The following is a 17,332-nucleotide window of genomic DNA, read 5'->3' as shown; positions in this document are numbered from 1 at the left end:
GCGGCTCCTGGGCTGTGGAGGCTAGGCCTTGGCGGCGGAGACGAAGCTCCGGATGAGTTCGCTCGACTTGACGCCCGGTGCGGTCTCGACGCCGCTCGACACATCGACGCCCCACGGTGTCGCGGCGGCGATTGCGGAGGCCACGTTGTCGGGGGTGAGTCCACCGGCGAGAAGCCAGCGACCACCGACATCCGACAGCGTCAGGCCCGACATGGCCGCGTAGTCCCAGACCTCGCCCGAGCCCGGCTTCGGTGCGTCGACGAGCAGCATGTGTTCCCCGAAGTTCTCCTCGAGGCTCGGGTCGTCGAAGGGCACGGCGCGGATGAGCGTGCGGCCGATCATCCCGAGCTTCGAGATCTCGGCGCGGCTGCGGTTGCCGTGCACCTGGATCGCCGAGACTCCGGATGCCTCCGCGAGCCGTTCGATCTCGTCGACGGTCTCGTCGCGGAACACCCCGACCGTGAGCACGCGCTCCTCGGCGGCGGCGACCAGGTCCTTGGCGGCATCCGCCGTCACGAAGCGGGGACTCGGGGTGAGCACGAGGCCGACGGCGTCTGCGCCCGCTTCGATCGCGTCGTAGACGTGGACGCGTTCACTGAGGCCGCAGATCTTGACGAACATGCGCCTACTCTCTCATTGCTCCATGAGAGGCAGCCACGACGAACATCTCCGGCTGGCCGAAGCCGTGCTCGGCGAACGCGCCGTCGATGCCGACCTGGATGCGCGAGACGGCGTCAAAGGGAGCGAGCGCGATCGCCGCCCCGCCAAAGCCGCCACCCGTCATTCGTGCACCGAGGGCACCGTTCGCGTTCGCGACCTCGACCGCAAGGTCGAGCTCGGGCACGGAGATCTCGAAGTCGTCGCGCATGGAGGCATGCGAGGCATCCAGCAGCTCGCCGATCGCCGTGGGACCCTGTTCCCGCAGCGTGCGCACGGTGTCGAGCACGCGCTGGTTCTCGGTCACTATGTGGCGCACGCGCCGGAAGGTCTCGTCGTCGAGGGTCGTGCGCGCCCGCTCGAGGTCGTCGACACTGAGGTCGCGCAGGTGCTCGACCCCGAGCATCCGTGCCCCCCGCTCGCAGGACTCGCGACGATCGCGGTAGCCGCCTGTCGCGTGTGAGTGCGAGACGCCCGTGTCAATGATGACGAGGGCGAGGCCCGCCCGCTCGAAGCCGAGGTCGACGATCTCGGCGTGCAGGCTGCGGCAGTCGAGGAAGACGGCGGAGTCAGTCTCCCCGAGCAGCGCCGCCGACTGGTCCATGATGCCCGTGGGGGCGCCGACCGCCTCGTTCTCGGCGAGCTGGCCGACACGAGCGAGGGTGCTACGGTCGAAGCCGAGCTGCCACACGTCGTTGAGCGCGAGGGCGACCGAGCTCTCGATCGCGGCGGAGGACGAGAGGCCGGCGCCGACGGGGACGTCGGAGTCGATGAAGAGGTCGACCCCGGGAACCGCGGCGAGGTCGGCACCGTGCTGGCCGAGGGCCCACGCGACGCCGAGCGGGTAGGCGGCCCAGCCGGCGAGCCGTTCGGGAGCGAGGTCGGCGAGGGCGATCTCGGCGACCTCGTCGGCGAAGGCGCTCGCGACGCGCAGGATGCCGTCGTCCCGCGGCCCGAGCGCGACGACCGTGCGACGGTTGATCGCGAGGGGCAGCACGAAGCCCTCGTTGTAGTCGGTGTGCTCGCCGATTAGGTTCACGCGCCCAGGCGCGGACCAGACCCCGGATGCCTCGTGGCCGAAGGTCTCGGCAAAGCCCTGGCGTGCGTCATCCCTGATGTCGCTCATGCGGTTCCTTTCGTGGCACGTGCCCGCTCGATGCCCTCGCGCACGAGCTCGGCGCTGCGCTCGGGCGGCACGTCGCCGATCCAGGCCCCCATGGCGGCCTCGGAGCCGGCGAGGAACTTGAGCTTGTCGGCGGCGCGCCTCGGAGAGGTGAGCTGGAGCGACAGGCGCACACTGTCACGCGCGAGGTCGACCGGTGCCTGGTGCCATGCGGCGATGTAGGGGGTCGGGGTGTCGTAGACGGCGTCGATGCCGCGCAGCAGCTCGAGGTAGAGGTGCGAGAGCTCGTCGCGTTCCTCCTCGTTCGTCGCGGCGAAGTCGGGCACGTGGCGGTGCGGCAGCATGTGCACCTCGATGGGCCAGCGGGCGGCGAAGGGCACGAAGGCCGTCCAGTGTTCACCGCTCAGCAGCACGCGCGTCGAGGAGCGCTCGCGGTCGAGCATCCGCTCGAAGAGGTCGGGCCCGAGCTCGTCGATGGATGCGAGCAGCCGCTGCGTGCGCGGCGTCACGTAGGGGTAGGCGTAGATCTGCCCGTGCGGGTGGGGCAGCGTGACGCCGATCTCCTGGCCGCGGTTCTCGAAGGGAAAGACCTGGCGGATGCCCGGCATCGCCGACAGTGCGGCGGTGCGGTCGGCCCACGCCTCGATGACGGTGCGGGCGCGCGACGGGGTCTGCGTGCCAAAGGAGCCCTCGTGTTCGGGGCTGAAGCAGACGACCTCGCAGCGGCCGTAGGAGGGGGCCGTGCGCTCGAAGCCGATCCCCGCGACATCCGCCTCGCCGACCTCGGGGCCAAAGGAGGGGGATCGGTTCTCGAAGACGGCGACGTCGTAGTTCGAGGGGATCTCGCTGGGGTTCTCGGGGGTGGCCGGCGCGAGTGGGTCCTGGTGCGCTGGCGGCAGGAACACGCGGTTCTGCCGTGCGGCGGCGACCGAGATCCAGTCGCCCGTCAGCACGTCCTGCCGCATGGTCGCTGTGGCCAGTCGCGGGTCGAGCGTGCGCGCGTCGACCGCCCGCTCGCCACTGAGGCTCGTGTCGGCGTCGTCGAAGTAGATGAGTTCGCGGCCGTCGGCGAGGGTCGTGACGGTCTTCGTGATCTGGGCCATGGCACCCTTTTCGCTCTAGGCTGACGGCATGCGTGCGCACACGGGAGAACAGTTCGAACTGTCGTTCTCAGGGGGCGGCCACACCGGCCGAGCCATCATAACGGAGCTTGCTGCAGCGCTCCGGGTGTTCGAGGTCGACGGGGTGGCCCTCACGGAACCCTTCGCCGAAGACACCCTGCCGCCCTTCGGCTGCGGCATCGTGCTCGCGCCGTGGCCCAACCGCGTGCGTGACGGCCGCTGGCAGCTCGACGGCGAGACCCAGCAGCTCGACATCACGGAGCCGGCACGCGGCAACGCCATCCACGGTCTCCTCCGCAACGCGCCCTACACGGTCGTGGAGCGCACGGCTGCCGCGATCACGCTCGCGGCCACCGTGTTCCCGCAGCACGGCTACCCGTTCATGGTCGACACGAGCGTGCGCTGCGAGCTCGTCGAGGGCGGGCTGCGGGTCACCCACAGCGCCACCAACCGCTCGGCCGCCGCCGCGCCCGTCGCGTTCGGCGTGCATCCCTTCTTCCGCCTCGGTGACGTGCCCGTCGAGGAGCTCACGCTCACGATCGAGGCTGGTTCCAGGGTCGGGGTGGATGACCGGCTGAACCCGACCGGCGATGTCGCGGTGCCCGGCACGGACTTCGATCTCAGCAAGGGCCGCGCCGTCGGCCAGCTCTCGCTCGACGACGCCTTCGGCGACCTCACGGAGCGCGACGGACGCATCACCCACAGCCTCGCCGCCCCCGACGGGCGAGCCCTGCACATCTGGCAGGAGCAGGACTGGCGCTGGGTACAGGTGTTCACGACGCGCGAGTTCCCGAAGGCTGACGGCATGGGCCTCGCGGTTGCGATCGAGCCGATGACGGCACCGCCCGACGCCTTCAACAGCGGGCTCGGACTGCGCTGGCTCGCCCCCGACGAGGTCTGGTCGACCTCGTGGGGCATCGACTATGCCGGCTGACGTGCCCGGGGAGCCGCATCCGCAGCCGAGCCGTTCCCAGATCCGTCGCTGGCGCCGCTATCTTGCGGACGAGCGGGCCGAGGCCGCCGTCTACCGCGACCTCGCGGGGCGTCGCGAGGGGGAGGAGCGGGAGATCCTGCTGGCGCTCGCCGAGGCGGAGGCGAGGCACGAACAACACTGGATCGCGCTCCTCGGCGACGAGGTGGGGCCGCCGCGGCGGGGTGCCCTGCGCACGCGTGCCCTCGGCTGGCTCGCGCGACGCTTCGGCTCGGTGTTCGTGCTCGCCCTGGCGCAGCGTGCCGAGGCGCGTTCGCCGTACGAGGCGGATGCCGACGCGACCGCCGCGATGGCCGCCGACGAGCGCATCCACGGCGAGGTGGTGCGCGGCCTCGCGGCGCGGGGGCGTGCCCGAATTTCGGGGTCCTTCCGGGCCGCCGTCTTCGGGGCAAACGACGGGCTCGTGAGCAACCTGGCACTCGTCATGGGGATCGGGGCGACCGGTGTGGCGCCCTCGATCATCCTCGCGACGGGCATCGCGGGCCTCTTCGCAGGCGCCCTCTCAATGGCGGCGGGAGAGTACGTGTCGGTGCGGTCGCAGCGCGAGCTGCTCGCGGCATCCGACCCCGACCCACGCACGCAGCGGGTGCTGCCCGACCTCGATGTCGACGCCAATGAACTCGCGCTCGTCTACCGTGCGCGCGGCATGGATCCGGTCGAGGCGGATGCCCGGGCCCGCAAGACCATCGCAACCCTCCGCAGCAGCGACGCCTCCGGCGAGGTGCCGGTGGCCGCGACGCACGAGGAGGTCGGCTCGGCAACCGGGGCCGCCCTCTCGAGCTTCTGCTTCTTCGCGACGGGTGCGCTGCTGCCCGTGCTGCCCTACCTTGTCGGCCTTGAGGGCATGCTGGCGGTCGTCGTCGCCGCGGCCATCGTGGGCGTCGCGCTGCTCGTCACGGGCGGCGTGGTCGGCGTGCTGTCTGGCGGGCCGCCCCACTGGCGTGCGCTACGGCAGCTCGCGATCGGCTTCGGCGCCGCCGCCGTCACCTACGCGCTCGGCCTCGCCTTCGGCGCCACCGTCGTCTGACCCCTTTTCCGTGTCGGCGGTCGGTCGTACCATCGAGTCCTGCAGTGGCCGGACTGCTCCAGCACCACAGGGAGCACCACATGGCACTACGACACAGCGTTCAAGACGGCGTCGACGCATCCGCCCGCGCGCAGCGCACCTATCGCCCGCACTGGCATCCGATCCTCTCGGCCGTTGAGCAGCGACCGGGGGAGTGGTGGATGCTCGACCAGTACGAGCGCCGCTACGCGATCGTGCGGATGATCGAGATCAATGGGGAGCGCGGCTACCGCGCCGTGACGGGCGAGCCGGAGGGGCGCCAGCTGATCGGCTACTACCGCACCCTGCGGGGCGCCTGCTATGCCGCGCACCTGCACTTCGTGCGGGCGCACGGGCAGCCGGGTTCTGTGAACGGGGTCGGAGCTGCATCGCGCGGCGGGCGGCGCGCATGATTCGATGGGCGGTATGACCATCGCCAAGCGGGCCCAGGACATCCCTCCGTTCCATGCTATTGCGTTCTTCCAGCAGGCCAACGCGATCGAGGCCGAGGGGCACCACGTCGTGAAGCTCTCGCTCGGCGAGCCGGACTTCGGGGCGCCACCCGCGGTACGCGAGGCCATGCGCGAAGCCATGGACGGGCGGCCCCTCTCGTACACGCCGGCCCTCGGCCTGCCCGCCCTGCGCCAGGCGATCGCGGGGTTCTACCGGGACAAGCACGGTGTCGAGGTCGACCCGGCGCGCATCGCGATCACGACCGGTGCCTCCTCCGCGCTGCTGCTCGTCGCCGCCGCGACCACCGACCCCGGCGACGAGGTCATCACCGCCGACCCCTCGTATCCCGCCAACCAGGAGCTCGTGCGCACCTTTGGCGGCACGATCGTGTCTGTGCCGACCACCGCGGAGTCCCGCTACCAGCTCGATGCGGCATCCGTCGAGGCGGCGTGGACCGAGCGCACGACCGCCGTCATGCTCGCGAGCCCCTCGAACCCCACCGGCACCTCGGTGCCTCCCGCGGAGCTCGCCGCGATCTGCGCTCTTGCCCGCGAGCGGGGCGCGTGGCGCATCGTCGACGAGATCTACCTCGACCTCGCCGACCCCGCGCCCGACGGCACCCCGGCCCGCACCGTGCTGGCAAGCGACCCCGACGCGATCGCGGTCGGCAGCTTCTCCAAGTATTTCGGCATGACCGGATGGCGCCTCGGCTGGGTCGTGCTGCCCAAGGTGCTCGTCGAGCCGGTCGAGCGGCTCGCGATGCACTACTTCCTCAGCGCCTCCGCTCCTGCGCAGCAGGCCGCCCTCGCGGCGTTCACGCCCGAATCTCTCGCCATCAGCGAGGAGCGGCGCCTCGAGCTGGCGGCACGGCGCCGCATCGTGCTCGATGGCCTCGCCGAGATCGGGCTGCATGTTCCAGTCGAACCGGATGGCGCGTTCTATGCCTACTTCGACGTCACCTCGACCGGGCTGGATGCCTGGACGTTCTGCGAGCGCGTGCTGCGCGAAGCCCACGTGGCACTCACGCCCGGGCGCGACTTCGCCGCGGCGACCGCCAACAGTCACGTGCGGCTCTCGTACGCGGCATCCCGGGCAGAACTGGCCGAGGGCATCGCCCGCATCGGGGCGTTCCTGGAGACGCTGCGCGCGAAGCGGTAATGGGGCAGTGGGGCACCACGGTGGGCACGGTTGGGGAGCCCGGGTCTGTGGCCGGCGCTCGCGCGGCGGTACGGTGGCTTCGTGACACAGACGACGCTTCCCATCCGCAACGTGCCCACACCTCGCAACCCATACGTCAGCTGGCTGTTCGGGCTCGGGGTGGCCTGTCTGGCGATCGGCGGCCTCATCGGGCTGCTTGGCATCGGGGAGGCCAGCGTGCTCGGCTTCTACCCGGCGTCGTCGCTCGCGTGGGCGGTCGCCTTTGCTGCCGTCGGCGCCGCATCATCGCTGTTGTGGCTCACCGTTCAAGCCCTGCGGTGGCGCGCCCCGATCCTGGAAGCTGAACGCTAGGAATTCAGAAGAAGCAGTGGGCCCGGTGGGGCTCGAACCCACGACCCGCGGATTAAAAGTCCGATGCTCTACCGACTGAGCTACAGGCCCGTACCTTCCCAATCTACAACCCCGGGGCATCCGTTCGCTCCGTCAGCGCTGCCTGCCGCCGAGTTGCCCACTTCTGCTGCTCCGCCGCACTTGAAGCAGCCGAAGTGGGCAACTCGACGCCACTGGGGGCACGGATGTCGCGGGCGTACCCTTGAACGATGGCCGAAGACTTCCACAAGCCGACCCTCTTCGCGGGCTCACGCTTCGACGACTTCCTGGGTGGCGACGACCCTGCCCAGGTGAGTCGCATCGCCCACGACACGGCGGCCGCGCTCCTGAGCCGAGTACGGGATGCTCCGGAGACCGAGATCATCGACCGGCTCGTGGAATACACCGACCACCATGGCATCGACGCGATCGCGGAGTTGTGGTCGCGTGCGAGCCCGCGCAGCCTCCCTGGCGCCCTGTGGGCTATCTATTTGCTGCGCGCATTGACGCGACAGGATGCCGAGGAGTCGTCGTTCCTGTACCGTCGCGGCACCGAACTCGCCGTCACGATCGATCCCGTCGTTGCTGGCGCGACGGTGCCGACTGGTGCGGCGGAGATCACAGCGCTCGCCGACCAGATCCTGCGCGGCCTCTTCGATGGCGACTTCGCGGTCGCCCTCGAGCGCGCCGCCGCGTTCTGCCGCCTCACGTCGCTGGGCGCAACGGATGTCGCGGACGACCTTGAGACGACATCACCCGATCGGGCGAGCGCACTCACGGCTAAGGCATCCCGCCTCAGCCACATGGCCGTCGAACTCGTGACCTGCGCCAAACTGTGGCGCGCCGGATCACTCGACTGAGCGGACTCCGTCTCAGCTGCCGCTGCCCGCCGTCCTCGGCTGAGTGCCCGCTCGCGTCGTCGCCCGCCATGGCGCAGGCTTGCGGTTACTGCACCACTTTTCGGGCGACACGCCATGCTTCGGATGTCGCGACCGGCGTGTCGGCGAAAAAGTGCATCAGGAACCGCAGCGCCCGCACTCAGTCCAGCAACGTTCGCCGAGAGCGTGCCCGCTCAAGTTGGGTACCCCGGAAGCCCCGGGTAAACTCGTGGAGGTCGGGCCGCAGTAACCCCGGGCTCCAAAATTCGCCGCTTCGAGCGGCCTCGCGCCGAGAGGCGTTTCTGCGGTCTGGCACTCACTCTTTCTTCACCGCCGCCGGCGTCCGGTCACGCGGATGCGACCGGCTGCCGCAGGATCGTGCGCTGCTTCTCGGGGGCGACCCGCGTGAAATCGCTGAGGTAGATCTCGTGGTGACGTCCCGTCGGCCGGAGGCCGTGCTGGGGCAGGTACTCTTCGTGCAATTGCGCGAGCACACCGCCCTCGTCATCGAATGCGCCCACGTGCAGGAGCTGCACGCAGCGTCCCTCCGTGAGGGTCTCCATGCGCACGTCATCGATACGTTCGGGTGACTTCTTGGCGCGGGTCGAATCGATCGCGTCGGCCACGGCGGCGTCATCCAGCCACTCGGGGATCATGAGCATGACCCTCCACTGCCATTTGCTCTTGTCGCGCGCCGTCGTGAAGGCGCTCAGGTCATCCGCCCACCACAGGCCCTCGAGCGGCGGCACGACGTAGTCGCGGTCGAGCCGCCGCTTACTGTCGAACTTAAGGGCGTATGCCACGGGGTAGAGGGCCTCGATCGCTTGCGTGAGGCCCGGCGTGTTGGGGTCCCCGCGACCGTCGACGGCCAGGTACCGCATCTCGGGAACGTGGAGTTCCCGGAACTCGTTCGGAGCGACCCTGTAGCAGTCGAGTGTCTCCTTGAAGTCGATCTTCTCCACGACCCCATCATCCGGGCTGGTGCGGAGCCTGTCGAGGGCGAGGCTACGGATTACCCGAACTTGCCGGAGACGTAGTCCTCGGTCGCCTGCTCGGCCGGCTTCGAGAAGATCGTGTTGGTGTCGTCGTACTCGATGAGCTTGCCGGGGGCACCCGTGCCGGCGATGTTGAAGAACGCCGTCTTGTCAGACACTCGGGATGCCTGCTGCATGTTGTGGGTCACGATCACGATCGTGTAGTCGGTCTTGAGCTCCTCGATGAGGTCCTCGATCGCGAGCGTCGAGATCGGGTCGAGGGCGGAACAGGGCTCGTCCATGAGGAGCACGTCGGGCGAGACGGCGATCGCCCGGGCGATGCAGAGACGCTGCTGCTGCCCGCCCGAGAGGCCGGAGCCGGGGCGCTCGAGGCGGTCCTTGACCTCGTTCCAGAGGTTCGCGCCCCGGAGTGACTTCTCGACCAGGTCATCGGCATCCGACTTGGAGATGCTGCGGTTGTTGAGCTTGACGCCCGCGAGCACGTTCTCCCTGATCGACATGGTGGGGAACGGGTTGGGCCGCTGGAACACCATGCCGACCTGGCGACGCACGAGCACGGGGTCGACGCCGGCACCGTAGAGGTTGCTGCCGTCGATCAGTACCTCGCCGTCGACGTAGGCGCCAGGGATGACCTCGTGCATGCGGTTGAGCGTGCGCAGGAAGGTCGACTTGCCGCAGCCGGAGGGGCCGATGAAGGCGGTGACGCTGCGCGGTTCGATGTTGAGGGTGATGCCCTCCACGGCCTTGAACTTGCCGTAGTAGACGTCGAGGTCGCGAACTTCAATTCTCTTTGACACTGGGATCCTTACCTGCCCGTCTTGGGCGCGAAGTACTTGGCGATGAGTCGGGCGGCGAGGTTGAGCACCATGACGATGAGGATCAGGGTGAGCGCTCCGGCCCAGGCGCGGTCGAGGTAGGCCTGCGGTACGGAGCCCTGGCTCACGTACTGGTTGTAGACCAGCACGGGCAGGCTCTGCATGCGCCCCTCGGTGAGGTTGTAGTTGAGGTTGTTGGTGAAGCCGGCGGCGACGAGCAGTGGTGCCGTCTCGCCGATGACGCGGGCGATCGCGAGCGTGACGCCGGTCATGATGCCGGCGATGGAGGTCGGCAGCACGACCTTCATGACGGTCAGCCACTTGGGCACGCCGAGTGCGTACGCGGCCTCGCGCAGCTCGTTGGGAACCAGCTTGAGCATGTCTTCGCAGGAACGCACGACGATCGGGATCATGAGCACCGAGAGGGCGATCGCCCCGGCGATGCCGAGCTTGATGCCGGGGCCGAAGAAGATTGCGAAGACCGAGTATGCGAAGAGGCCCGCGACGATCGAGGGGATGCCGGTCATGACGTCGACAAAGAAGGTGATGGCCCGAGCGAGGGTGCCGCGACCGTATTCGACGAGGTAGATCGCGGCGAGGAGGCCGATTGGCACCGAGATGAGCGCCGCCGTCAGTGTCATGAGCAGGGTGCCGACGATCGCGTGGACGATGCCGCCGCCCTCGCCGACGATGTTGCGCATCGAGTAGGTGAAGAACTCCAGGTCGAAGCGGGCGGTGCCGTTGGAGATGACCGTGAAGATGAGCGAGATGAGCGGCAGGAGCGCCACGACGAAGGCCGTGCCGACGAGCGCGGTGACGAGTCGGTCGGTCGCCTTGCGCCGGCCCTCGATGAGGAGGGACGTCACATAGATGCCTGCCATGTAGAGCAGGGCGGTGACGAGCACGACGCCAACGATGTTGAAGTCGCCGCCTTCAGCCTGCCCGATGAGGAAGAAGCTCACGGCCGAGATGGCGAATGCTGCCCCGAGCACGTACCACGGCACGCGCTTGCCGAGGAGTCCTGCGGCGTAGGTGTTGGGAAGTGCGCGGTCGGTTGCGCTTGCCTGGCTCATCAGTTGGCTCCCGAGAATTCCTTGCGGCGGCCGATGATCCAGCGCGCGATCATGTTCACGACGAGCGTGATCGCAAAGAGGATGAGGCCGGTCGCGATGAGCAGGTTGATGTTGGTGCCGAACGCCTCCGGGAATCGCAGGGCGATGTTCGCCGCGATCGTGCCCGGGTTGGTCGAGGTCAGGAGCGCAAAGGTGATGCCTCCGGAAGCGGACAGCACCATCGCGACCGCCATGGTCTCACCGAGGGCGCGGCCGAGGCCCAGCATCGACGCGCTGATGATGCCGGGCTTGCCGAAGGGGAGCACTGCCGTGCGGATCATCTCCCAGCGGGTGGCGCCGAGTGCGAGGGCAGCCTCCTCATGCAGCACTGGCGTCTGCAGGAAGACCTCGCGCGTGAGCGCCGTGATGATCGGCAGGATCATGACCGCGAGCACGATGGCAGCGGTGAGGATCGTGCGTCCCGTGCCGGATGCGGGCGGCGCGAAGAAGGGGATCCAGCCGAGGTTCTCGGTGAGCCACGTGTAGAGCGGCAGCACGGCGGGCGCGAGCACGTTGGCGCCCCAGAGGCCGAAGACGACGGATGGCACGGCGGCCAGCAGGTCGATGATGTAGCCGAGGCCTGCGGCGAGCTTGCGTGGCGCGTAGTGGGAGATGAAGAGCGCGATGCCGATCGAGACGGGCACCGCCATGAGGAGGGCGAGGGCGGCAGACCAGACGGTGCCGAAGACGAGGGGCGCGACGTACGACCAGAATGGCTGGCCGCTGAGGATTGCGATGTCCTCCGGGTCCTCCGTGAGGGCGGGAACGCTCTCGACCATGAGGAAGGCCGCGACGGCGGCGAGAATCGCGAGGATGAGGGAGCCGGCGGTCAGCGCCGTCGACGAGAAGATCCTGTCGCCGAGGCGCTGCTTTGACTTGAGGCGTGGTGCCGTGGCCGGCGTGGTCATCGGGTCCTGGCCCCCTGCTGGGTGGTGGTGGTGTTGGTGTGGAGCGGGGACGTGGACTCAGTCACATCCCCAGTCTGCCCGGTGCCCCCTGCTCGCACAACACGAGGGGCACCGGGCAGTCTGCGGTGGTGGTCGTTACTTGATGCTGTCGACCGCGGCCTTGGCCTTCTCGAAGAGCGAGGAGGAGATGGGCGCGGTGCCGGCAGCGTCAGCTGCGGCCTGCTGGCCCTCGTCGCTGATCACGTAGTCGAGGTAGGCCTGCACGAGCTCGGCACGCTCGGTCTCCTCGTACTCGGAGCACGCGATGAGGTAGCTGATGAGCACGATCGGGTAGACGCCCTCGGCTTCGGAGGTGCGGTCGAGCTCGATCGCGAGGTCGACCTCGTCGCGGCCCTCGACGATCGGCGAGGCGTCGACGATCGCGGCAGCGGCCTCGGCCGAGTACTCGACGTACTCGTCGCCGACCTGCACGGCGACGGTTCCGAGGTCACCGGCACGCGAGGCATCCGCGTACCCGATCGTCCCGGTGCCCCCGGAGACGGCGTCGACGACACCGGAGGTGCCCTGTGCGGCTTCGCCGCCATCCCAGGCCCAGTCGCCGCTGACCTCAGCGGTCCACACGTCGGGAGCTGCCGCCGCGAGGTACTCGGCGAGGTTCTCCGTCGTGCCCGACTCGTCGGAGCGGTGCACGGCCGTGATGGCGAGGTCGGGCAGCTCGACGCCCTCGTTCTGCGAGGCGATTGCCGGGTCGTTCCAGTTGGTGATGTCGCCCTTCAGTACGCCCGCGATGGTCGCGGCATCCATGTTGAGGCTGTCGATGCCGTCAAGGTTGAAGATGACGGCGATGGGGGAGATGTATGCGGGGATCTCCACGATGGGCGTTCCGGGCACGCAGCCGGCGAAGTTGTCTTCGGCCAGCTCCTCGTCCTTGAACGCGCGGTCGGAACCGGTGAACCAGTTCGCGCCCGCGATGAAGTTGTCGCGGCCCGTGCCGGAACCGGTGGGGTCGTACTCGACCGTGACGTCGGGGTTTGCGGTCTGGAAGGCTGCGACCCAGGCCTCCTGGGCCACGCCCTGCGAGGAGGCGCCGCCGCCGACGATCGTGCCGGAGAGGCCGCTGTCGTTGGCCGTGTCGGATGCATTGCCCTCGTTTGCTGCGCACGAGGTGAGAACAACGGAGCCTGCGATGGCGATGGCGGCGAGGCTGCCCCACCGCTTGGCGTTGCGCGTGATGTTCACGGACTTCCTTTCGGGAATGTGATCGTGGGCCCGGTGCAGGCCCTCGTGCGACGCTACGAATGCCTGTTGACCAGAGTGACCACAACCGGTGAACGGAAGATGAACGAGCCGCGAACAGCGAGTGCGGCGGGATGCGACCCGGCGGGGTCTGGGCTTCGAGGGGCGGGCTCAGTGGATGAGCGCGGCAGCCTCGGAGGCACGCTCGAACATGGTCGCGGAGATGGGCGCCGAGCCCGCGGCATCCGCTGCGTCCTGCTGCCCCTCGGGGCTGATGACGTGCTCGAAGTAGGCGCGCACGAGTTCCGCGTCGTCGTCGTTGATGTAGTCCTCGCAACCGATCAGGTAGCTGATGAGCACGATCGGGTACACGCCGCGCTCGGTCGAGGTGCGGTCGATCTCGACGGCGAGGTCGCCGGGCCCACGGCCCTCGCCGACGGGCGAGGCGTCGATGATTGCGGCGGCCGCCTCGGAGGAGTAGGGCACGAACTCGCTTCCGACGCCGACCGCGACGACCCCGAGGTCGCCCACGCGGGATGCGTCGATGTAGCCGATCGTGCCGGAACTGTTGTTGAGCGCGCTCACAACGCCGGAGGTGCCCTGCGCGGCCTCACCCTCGAGCGGCCACACGCCGCTCGGCTCGTAGGGCCAGGCGTCGGATGCCACGGCCGCGAGGTACTCGGTGAAGTTCTCGGTCACGCCCGAATCGTCGGAACGGTGGATGGCAGTGATGGTCTGCTCGGGCAGGTCGACGTCGGGGTTGTGCTCGGCGATGGCGGGGTCGTCCCAACGCGTGATCTCGCCCGTGAAGATGCGGGCGATCGTGTCGGAATCGAGGTTGAGTGACGAGACGCCATCGAGCTTGAAGGCGAGGGCGATCGGGGAGATGTAGGCGGGCAGCTCGATGATGCCGGAGCCGGGCTCGCAGGCGACGAACTCCTCCTCCTCGAGCTCCTCGAGTTCGAAGGCACGGTCGGATCCGGCGAATGCTGCCCCACCGGCGATGAACATTTCGCGCCCTGCGCCCGAACCTGCCGGATCGTACTCGACCGTCGCGGCGGGGTTGTCGGTCTGGAATCCGACGACCCAGGCCTCCTGCGCGGCTTGCTGCGCGCTGGAGCCGCCTCCGACGACGATGCCGCGGTGGCCACCGACGTCGGCGCCGGGCGGCTGCTCGTTGACAGCGCAGGACGCCAGCAGGAGGGTCGCCGTGATCGCGCCGGCGGTGGCGAGTACTCGTCTGCGGAGGGCGGTGGGGCGGCCGTCGAAAGTCACCTGCACAGGCTAACCAATTCACCCGCGTGCCGCGTGCGGTTCACCCCGCGTTCACTAGCGACCGGGCGAATGCACCTCGATCGCGATGATGCCCGCCTCCGGCCGCTCCTTCGCGAAGTGCAGCACCGCGAAGGCGCCCGTGTCGAGCATCGCGGATGCCCGCACTGAGCGGTCGACGGGGGAGTTCGTGAGCCGCGCCGCCTGCTCGATGATCTCCGGCAGCACGGGCCCGTGGCTGCAGAGCACGGCCGTCATGCCCTTCCGGAGCCGCTTCGCGACGACTTTCTCGACCTCGGCTTCGCCGTTCTCCCAAGCGTCCTGGCTGATCTTGGACGTCTTCTTGGCCTTGAGGCCCATGAGCTCGGAGAGAGGGGCGATGGTCTGGCGGCAACGCACGGCGTCACTCGTGATGAGCTTCTCGGGGGCGTATGCGGCGATGCCCCTAGCCGCGACATCCGAGTCCTGCTTGCCTTGCGGGAGGAGCGGTCGCTTGGCATCCGGACCATCGAACTGGTGGTGAGGCATCGCCTTGCCATGGCGAAGCGCGATGATCGCGAAGGTGCGGAGGGTGTCGTTGTCGACCCGCGCCGCGAAACGATCGAGCACGTCGCGGTCGTGCGCGTAGCTGAGTGCCTTGCGCGCCTTCTTGATCGAGAGCCATTCGAGGTGCTCGATCTCATCGTTGGGCACGAAGGGAGATGCCGCGTGGGTCACGTCGTCGACCTCGGCCGTCCAGTAGTGCACGACCTTGTCGCGCCCGCCGGGCAGCGTGTACTCGGTCGTGCCGAGCGGCGCGCCGAGCGAGATCTCGAGGCCGGTCTCCTCGGCGATCTCCCGCACGGCGGTCTCGGGGAGGCTCTCACCCGGGTCGACCTTGCCCTTCGGGAAGGACACGTCACCGTGCCGCTCGCGGTGCACGAGGGCGACGCGGATCTTGCCCTTGACGATGCGCCAGCACACGGCTCCGGCCGCGAGCACGGGCTCCGCGGGGCTCATCGTGGTCTCACAGGGCGGCGGCGGGAGGTGATGAGGTCCATGATCACATTCTGCATGTCGTCGAGGGGCTCGCCGTCGGGGCCCTCGTACTGGCGTGCCCAGGAGCCGTCGTTCTCGAGGCGCCACGACGAGGTCGAGTCCGACATCGCGAGGTCGAACATCGTTGCGATCCGTTCGAAATGCTCGGGCTCGGTGAGTCGCACGAGCGCCTCGACTCGGCGGTCGAGGTTGCGGTGCATCATGTCGGCGCTGCCGATGTAGACCTGCGGGTCGCCGTCGTTCTCGAACCAGAACACGCGGGAGTGCTCGAGGTAGCGGCCGAGGATCGAACGCACCCGGATCGTCTCGCTGAGCCCGGGCACCCCAGGGCGGATGGCGCAGATGCCGCGGATGACGAGGTCGATCGGCACTCCCGCCTCGCTCGCGCGGTAGAGCGCGTCGATGACCTGCTCGTCGACGACCGAGTTCAGCTTGATGCGGATGCCGCTGGGCTTGCCCGCGGTCGCGTTGTCGCGCTCGGCGTTGATGCGCTTGATGAGCCCCTTGCGCAGGTGCAGGGGCGCGACGAGGAGGCGCTTGAACTTCTTCTCGATCGCGTAGCCCGAGAGTTCGTTGAAGAGTCGTGTGAGGTCGCGGCCCACGACGGGGTCGGCTGTGAAGAGCCCGAAGTCTTCATAGACGCGGCTCGTCTTGGGGTTGTAGTTGCCCGTGCCGACGTGGCTGTAGTTGCGAAGGCTGCCGTCTTTCTCCTGCCGCACGACGAGCGCGAGCTTGCAGTGCGTCTTGAGGCCCACGAGCCCGTAGACGACATGCACTCCTGCCTTCTCGAGCTTGCGCGCCCACTCGATGTTGGCCTGCTCGTCGAAGCGGGCCTTGATCTCGACGAGCGCAAGCACTGCCTTGCCCGCCTCTGCCGCGTCGATCAACGCCTCCACGATGGGGCTGTCGCCGCTCGTGCGGTACAGGGTCTGCTTGATCGCGAGCACGGCGGGATCGGATGCCGCCTGCTCAAGGAAGGCCTGCACGCTCGTGCCGAATGACTCGTAGGGGTGGTGCACGAGGATGTCGCCGCGGCTGATGGAGGCGAAGATGTTGGGCTTGGCGCCCGGCTCCGGTGGCATGAGTTCCGGGCTCGTCGCGGGCACGTGCTTGCGGTACTTGAGTGAGGGCCGGTTGATCTTGAAGACCTCGAAGAGCCCCCCGAGGTCGAGCGGCGCGGGCAGGCGGTAGACCTCCTGCGGGGTGACGCCGAGTTCGCGCACGAGCAGTTCGAGCGTGCGGTCGTCCATGTCGTCGGTGATCTCGAGCCGGATGGGCGGACCGAAGCGACGGCGCAGGAGCTCACGCTCGAGGCTCTGGATGAGGTTCTCCGACTCGTCCTCGTCGATCTCGACATCCTCGTTGCGCGTGACGCGGAACTCGTGGTGGTCAAGGATCTCCATGCCGGGGAAGAGCTCCTCGAGGTGGTTCGAGATGAGGTCTTCGAGGGGGATGAAGCGCAGCAGCCCGCGTTCGTCATCCGGCAGCTGCACGAAGCGGGGCAGGATCGTCGGCACCTTGATGCGGGCGAACTGCTCCTTGCGCGTCTTGGGGTTGCGCACCCGCACCGAGAGGTTGAGCGAGAGCCCCGAGATGTAGGGGAACGGATGCGCGGGGTCGACCGCGAGCGGCATGAGCACGGGAAAGATCTGGCTGGAGAAGATCTCGTCGACGCGGTCGCGGTCATCCTCGTGGAGGTCGGCCCATCCCTCGATGTGGATGCCGGCCTCGTCGAGTGCCGGTTTCACGATCTCGCGGAACACCCGGGCGTGCCGCTCCTGAAGCTCGTGCGCCTTGGCGCTGATGTCGGCGAGCACATCGGTGGGGGAACGGCCCACGTTGGTCGGCACGGCGATGCCCGTCGTGATGCGGCGCTTGAGCCCCGCGACGCGCACCATGAAGAACTCGTCGAGGTTGCTCGCGAAGATCGCGAGGAAGTTGACGCGCTCGAGCAGCGGCAGGGTTGGGTCCTCCGCAAGCTCGAGCACCCGCTGGTTGAACGCCAGCCAACTCAGCTCGCGGTCGAGGTAGCGATCGGCGGGCAGCGTGCCGTCGTCGACCCAGCCGACCGCGTCGTAGTCGTCGTCAAGACTGTCGGTCGCGAGCCCCGTGTCATCGATGATGCGTTCGGCGTCCATCGGCCAATCTTGGCACCGAGACC

The 17,332-nt window shown here is 68.6% G+C and carries 17 protein-coding genes and 1 tRNA gene; 6 read left to right on the top strand and 12 right to left on the bottom strand.

From position 1 onward, the window contains the following. Positions 1-21 precede the first annotated feature (21 nt). The 3 genes from ACIQK7_RS03505 to galT are packed head-to-tail and all read right to left on the bottom strand — an operon-like array spanning position 22 to position 2,883. Entirely contained in the window at positions 22-621 is a 600-nt protein-coding gene (locus tag ACIQK7_RS03505; protein ID WP_403021331.1) for a phosphoribosylanthranilate isomerase, read from the bottom strand. A 4-nt stretch (positions 622-625) separates the two neighbouring features. Continuing rightward, positions 626-1,783 (bottom strand): galactokinase, encoded by a 1,158-nt coding sequence (gene galK / locus ACIQK7_RS03500; protein WP_403021328.1) that lies wholly within the window; start codon positions 1,781-1,783, stop codon positions 626-628. Next, the gene (galT, locus tag ACIQK7_RS03495) at positions 1,780-2,883 is read right to left on the bottom strand and encodes a galactose-1-phosphate uridylyltransferase (RefSeq protein WP_403021325.1); all 1,104 of its coding nucleotides are present in this window, start codon (positions 2,881-2,883) and stop codon (positions 1,780-1,782) included. Before galT ends, galK begins: the two co-directional genes overlap by 4 nt. Positions 2,884-2,911: 28 nt before the next feature. On the opposite strand from galT, the gene ACIQK7_RS03490 reads away from it, so the two are divergent. From ACIQK7_RS03490 to ACIQK7_RS03470, 5 genes are all read left to right on the top strand, one after another. After that, positions 2,912-3,835 carry an aldose 1-epimerase family protein gene (locus tag ACIQK7_RS03490; protein WP_403021322.1) on the top strand — a complete coding sequence of 308 codons (924 nt, stop codon included), beginning with the start codon at positions 2,912-2,914 and terminating at the stop codon, positions 3,833-3,835. Next, complete coding sequence (locus ACIQK7_RS03485; RefSeq protein WP_403021319.1) at positions 3,825-4,919, top strand: VIT1/CCC1 family protein; 1,095 nt, start codon at positions 3,825-3,827, stop codon at positions 4,917-4,919. Before ACIQK7_RS03490 ends, ACIQK7_RS03485 begins: the two co-directional genes overlap by 11 nt. Positions 4,920-4,999: 80 nt before the next feature. Next, positions 5,000-5,350 carry a hypothetical protein gene (locus tag ACIQK7_RS03480; RefSeq protein WP_325209539.1) on the top strand — a complete coding sequence of 117 codons (351 nt, stop codon included), beginning with the start codon at positions 5,000-5,002 and terminating at the stop codon, positions 5,348-5,350. A gap of 13 nt (positions 5,351-5,363) precedes the next feature. Beyond that, entirely contained in the window at positions 5,364-6,548 is a 1,185-nt protein-coding gene (locus ACIQK7_RS03475) for an aminotransferase class I/II-fold pyridoxal phosphate-dependent enzyme (RefSeq protein ID WP_403021317.1), read from the top strand. Between the two features lie 81 nt (positions 6,549-6,629). Beyond that, the gene (locus tag ACIQK7_RS03470; protein ID WP_403021315.1) at positions 6,630-6,899 is read left to right on the top strand and encodes a hypothetical protein; all 270 of its coding nucleotides are present in this window, start codon (positions 6,630-6,632) and stop codon (positions 6,897-6,899) included. Between the two features lie 17 nt (positions 6,900-6,916). Here ACIQK7_RS03470 and ACIQK7_RS03465 read toward each other — a convergent pair. After that, positions 6,917-6,989, bottom strand: a tRNA-Lys gene (locus tag ACIQK7_RS03465). Positions 6,990-7,147: 158 nt separating this feature from the next. Here ACIQK7_RS03465 and ACIQK7_RS03460 point away from each other — a divergent pair. After that, entirely contained in the window at positions 7,148-7,777 is a 630-nt protein-coding gene (locus ACIQK7_RS03460) for a DNA-directed RNA polymerase subunit beta (protein ID WP_403021313.1), read from the top strand. Between the two features lie 365 nt (positions 7,778-8,142). Here ACIQK7_RS03460 and ACIQK7_RS03455 read toward each other — a convergent pair whose 3' ends face one another. The 8 genes from ACIQK7_RS03455 to ACIQK7_RS03420 all read right to left on the bottom strand — a co-directional run bounded on the left by ACIQK7_RS03455 (position 8,143) and on the right by ACIQK7_RS03420 (position 17,309). Continuing rightward, positions 8,143-8,757, bottom strand: a complete 615-nt coding sequence (locus ACIQK7_RS03455) for a GyrI-like domain-containing protein (protein ID WP_403021310.1) — start codon at positions 8,755-8,757, stop codon at positions 8,143-8,145. Between the two features lie 50 nt (positions 8,758-8,807). Further along, the gene (pstB, locus tag ACIQK7_RS03450) at positions 8,808-9,587 is read right to left on the bottom strand and encodes a phosphate ABC transporter ATP-binding protein PstB (RefSeq protein ID WP_403021308.1); all 780 of its coding nucleotides are present in this window, start codon (positions 9,585-9,587) and stop codon (positions 8,808-8,810) included. Between the two features lie 8 nt (positions 9,588-9,595). Continuing rightward, a complete protein-coding gene (gene pstA / locus ACIQK7_RS03445) occupies positions 9,596-10,678 on the bottom strand; it encodes a phosphate ABC transporter permease PstA (RefSeq protein WP_403021305.1) in 1,083 nt (360 codons plus the stop codon). After that, the gene (gene pstC, locus ACIQK7_RS03440; RefSeq protein WP_403021302.1) at positions 10,678-11,625 is read right to left on the bottom strand and encodes a phosphate ABC transporter permease subunit PstC; all 948 of its coding nucleotides are present in this window, start codon (positions 11,623-11,625) and stop codon (positions 10,678-10,680) included. The genes pstA and pstC overlap by 1 nt, the downstream gene beginning before the upstream one ends. 135 nt (positions 11,626-11,760) lie before the next feature. Beyond that, positions 11,761-12,864, bottom strand: a complete 1,104-nt coding sequence (locus ACIQK7_RS03435; RefSeq protein WP_403021300.1) for a phosphate ABC transporter substrate-binding protein PstS — start codon at positions 12,862-12,864, stop codon at positions 11,761-11,763. Positions 12,865-13,032: 168 nt separating this feature from the next. After that, complete coding sequence (locus tag ACIQK7_RS03430; RefSeq protein ID WP_403021299.1) at positions 13,033-14,136, bottom strand: phosphate ABC transporter substrate-binding protein PstS; 1,104 nt, start codon at positions 14,134-14,136, stop codon at positions 13,033-13,035. A 54-nt stretch (positions 14,137-14,190) separates the two neighbouring features. Continuing rightward, a complete protein-coding gene (locus ACIQK7_RS03425; RefSeq protein WP_403021297.1) occupies positions 14,191-15,132 on the bottom strand; it encodes an NUDIX domain-containing protein in 942 nt (313 codons plus the stop codon). Continuing rightward, complete coding sequence (locus tag ACIQK7_RS03420) at positions 15,129-17,309, bottom strand: RNA degradosome polyphosphate kinase (RefSeq protein ID WP_403021295.1); 2,181 nt, start codon at positions 17,307-17,309, stop codon at positions 15,129-15,131. The genes ACIQK7_RS03425 and ACIQK7_RS03420 overlap by 4 nt, the downstream gene beginning before the upstream one ends. Between the last annotated feature and the right edge of the window lie 23 nt (positions 17,310-17,332).

This window comes from Salinibacterium sp. GXW1014, assembly GCF_044769865.1.
GTDB lineage: Bacteria > Actinomycetota > Actinomycetes > Actinomycetales > Microbacteriaceae > Homoserinimonas.
This window is presented reverse-complemented; position numbering and strand designations above follow the sequence as displayed.

Bases quoted from the DNA above. Each gene is read 5' to 3' on its own strand.
- ACIQK7_RS03425 (WP_403021297.1), bottom strand. From the start codon at position 15,132: ATGAGCCCCGCGGAGCCCGTGCTCGCGGCCGGAGCCGTGTGCTGGCGC.
- ACIQK7_RS03480 (WP_325209539.1), top strand. From the start codon at position 5,000: ATGGCACTACGACACAGCGTTCAAGACGGCGTCGACGCATCCGCCCGC.
- ACIQK7_RS03475 (WP_403021317.1), top strand. From the start codon at position 5,364: ATGACCATCGCCAAGCGGGCCCAGGACATCCCTCCGTTCCATGCTATT.
- ACIQK7_RS03490 (WP_403021322.1), top strand. From the start codon at position 2,912: ATGCGTGCGCACACGGGAGAACAGTTCGAACTGTCGTTCTCAGGGGGC.
- galT (WP_403021325.1), bottom strand. From the start codon at position 2,883: ATGGCCCAGATCACGAAGACCGTCACGACCCTCGCCGACGGCCGCGAA.
- pstC (WP_403021302.1), bottom strand. From the start codon at position 11,625: ATGACCACGCCGGCCACGGCACCACGCCTCAAGTCAAAGCAGCGCCTC.
- ACIQK7_RS03460 (WP_403021313.1), top strand. From the start codon at position 7,148: ATGGCCGAAGACTTCCACAAGCCGACCCTCTTCGCGGGCTCACGCTTC.
- galK (WP_403021328.1), bottom strand. From the start codon at position 1,783: ATGAGCGACATCAGGGATGACGCACGCCAGGGCTTTGCCGAGACCTTC.
- ACIQK7_RS03420 (WP_403021295.1), bottom strand. From the start codon at position 17,309: ATGGACGCCGAACGCATCATCGATGACACGGGGCTCGCGACCGACAGT.
- ACIQK7_RS03485 (WP_403021319.1), top strand. From the start codon at position 3,825: ATGCCGGCTGACGTGCCCGGGGAGCCGCATCCGCAGCCGAGCCGTTCC.
- pstA (WP_403021305.1), bottom strand. From the start codon at position 10,678: ATGAGCCAGGCAAGCGCAACCGACCGCGCACTTCCCAACACCTACGCC.
- ACIQK7_RS03505 (WP_403021331.1), bottom strand. From the start codon at position 621: ATGTTCGTCAAGATCTGCGGCCTCAGTGAACGCGTCCACGTCTACGAC.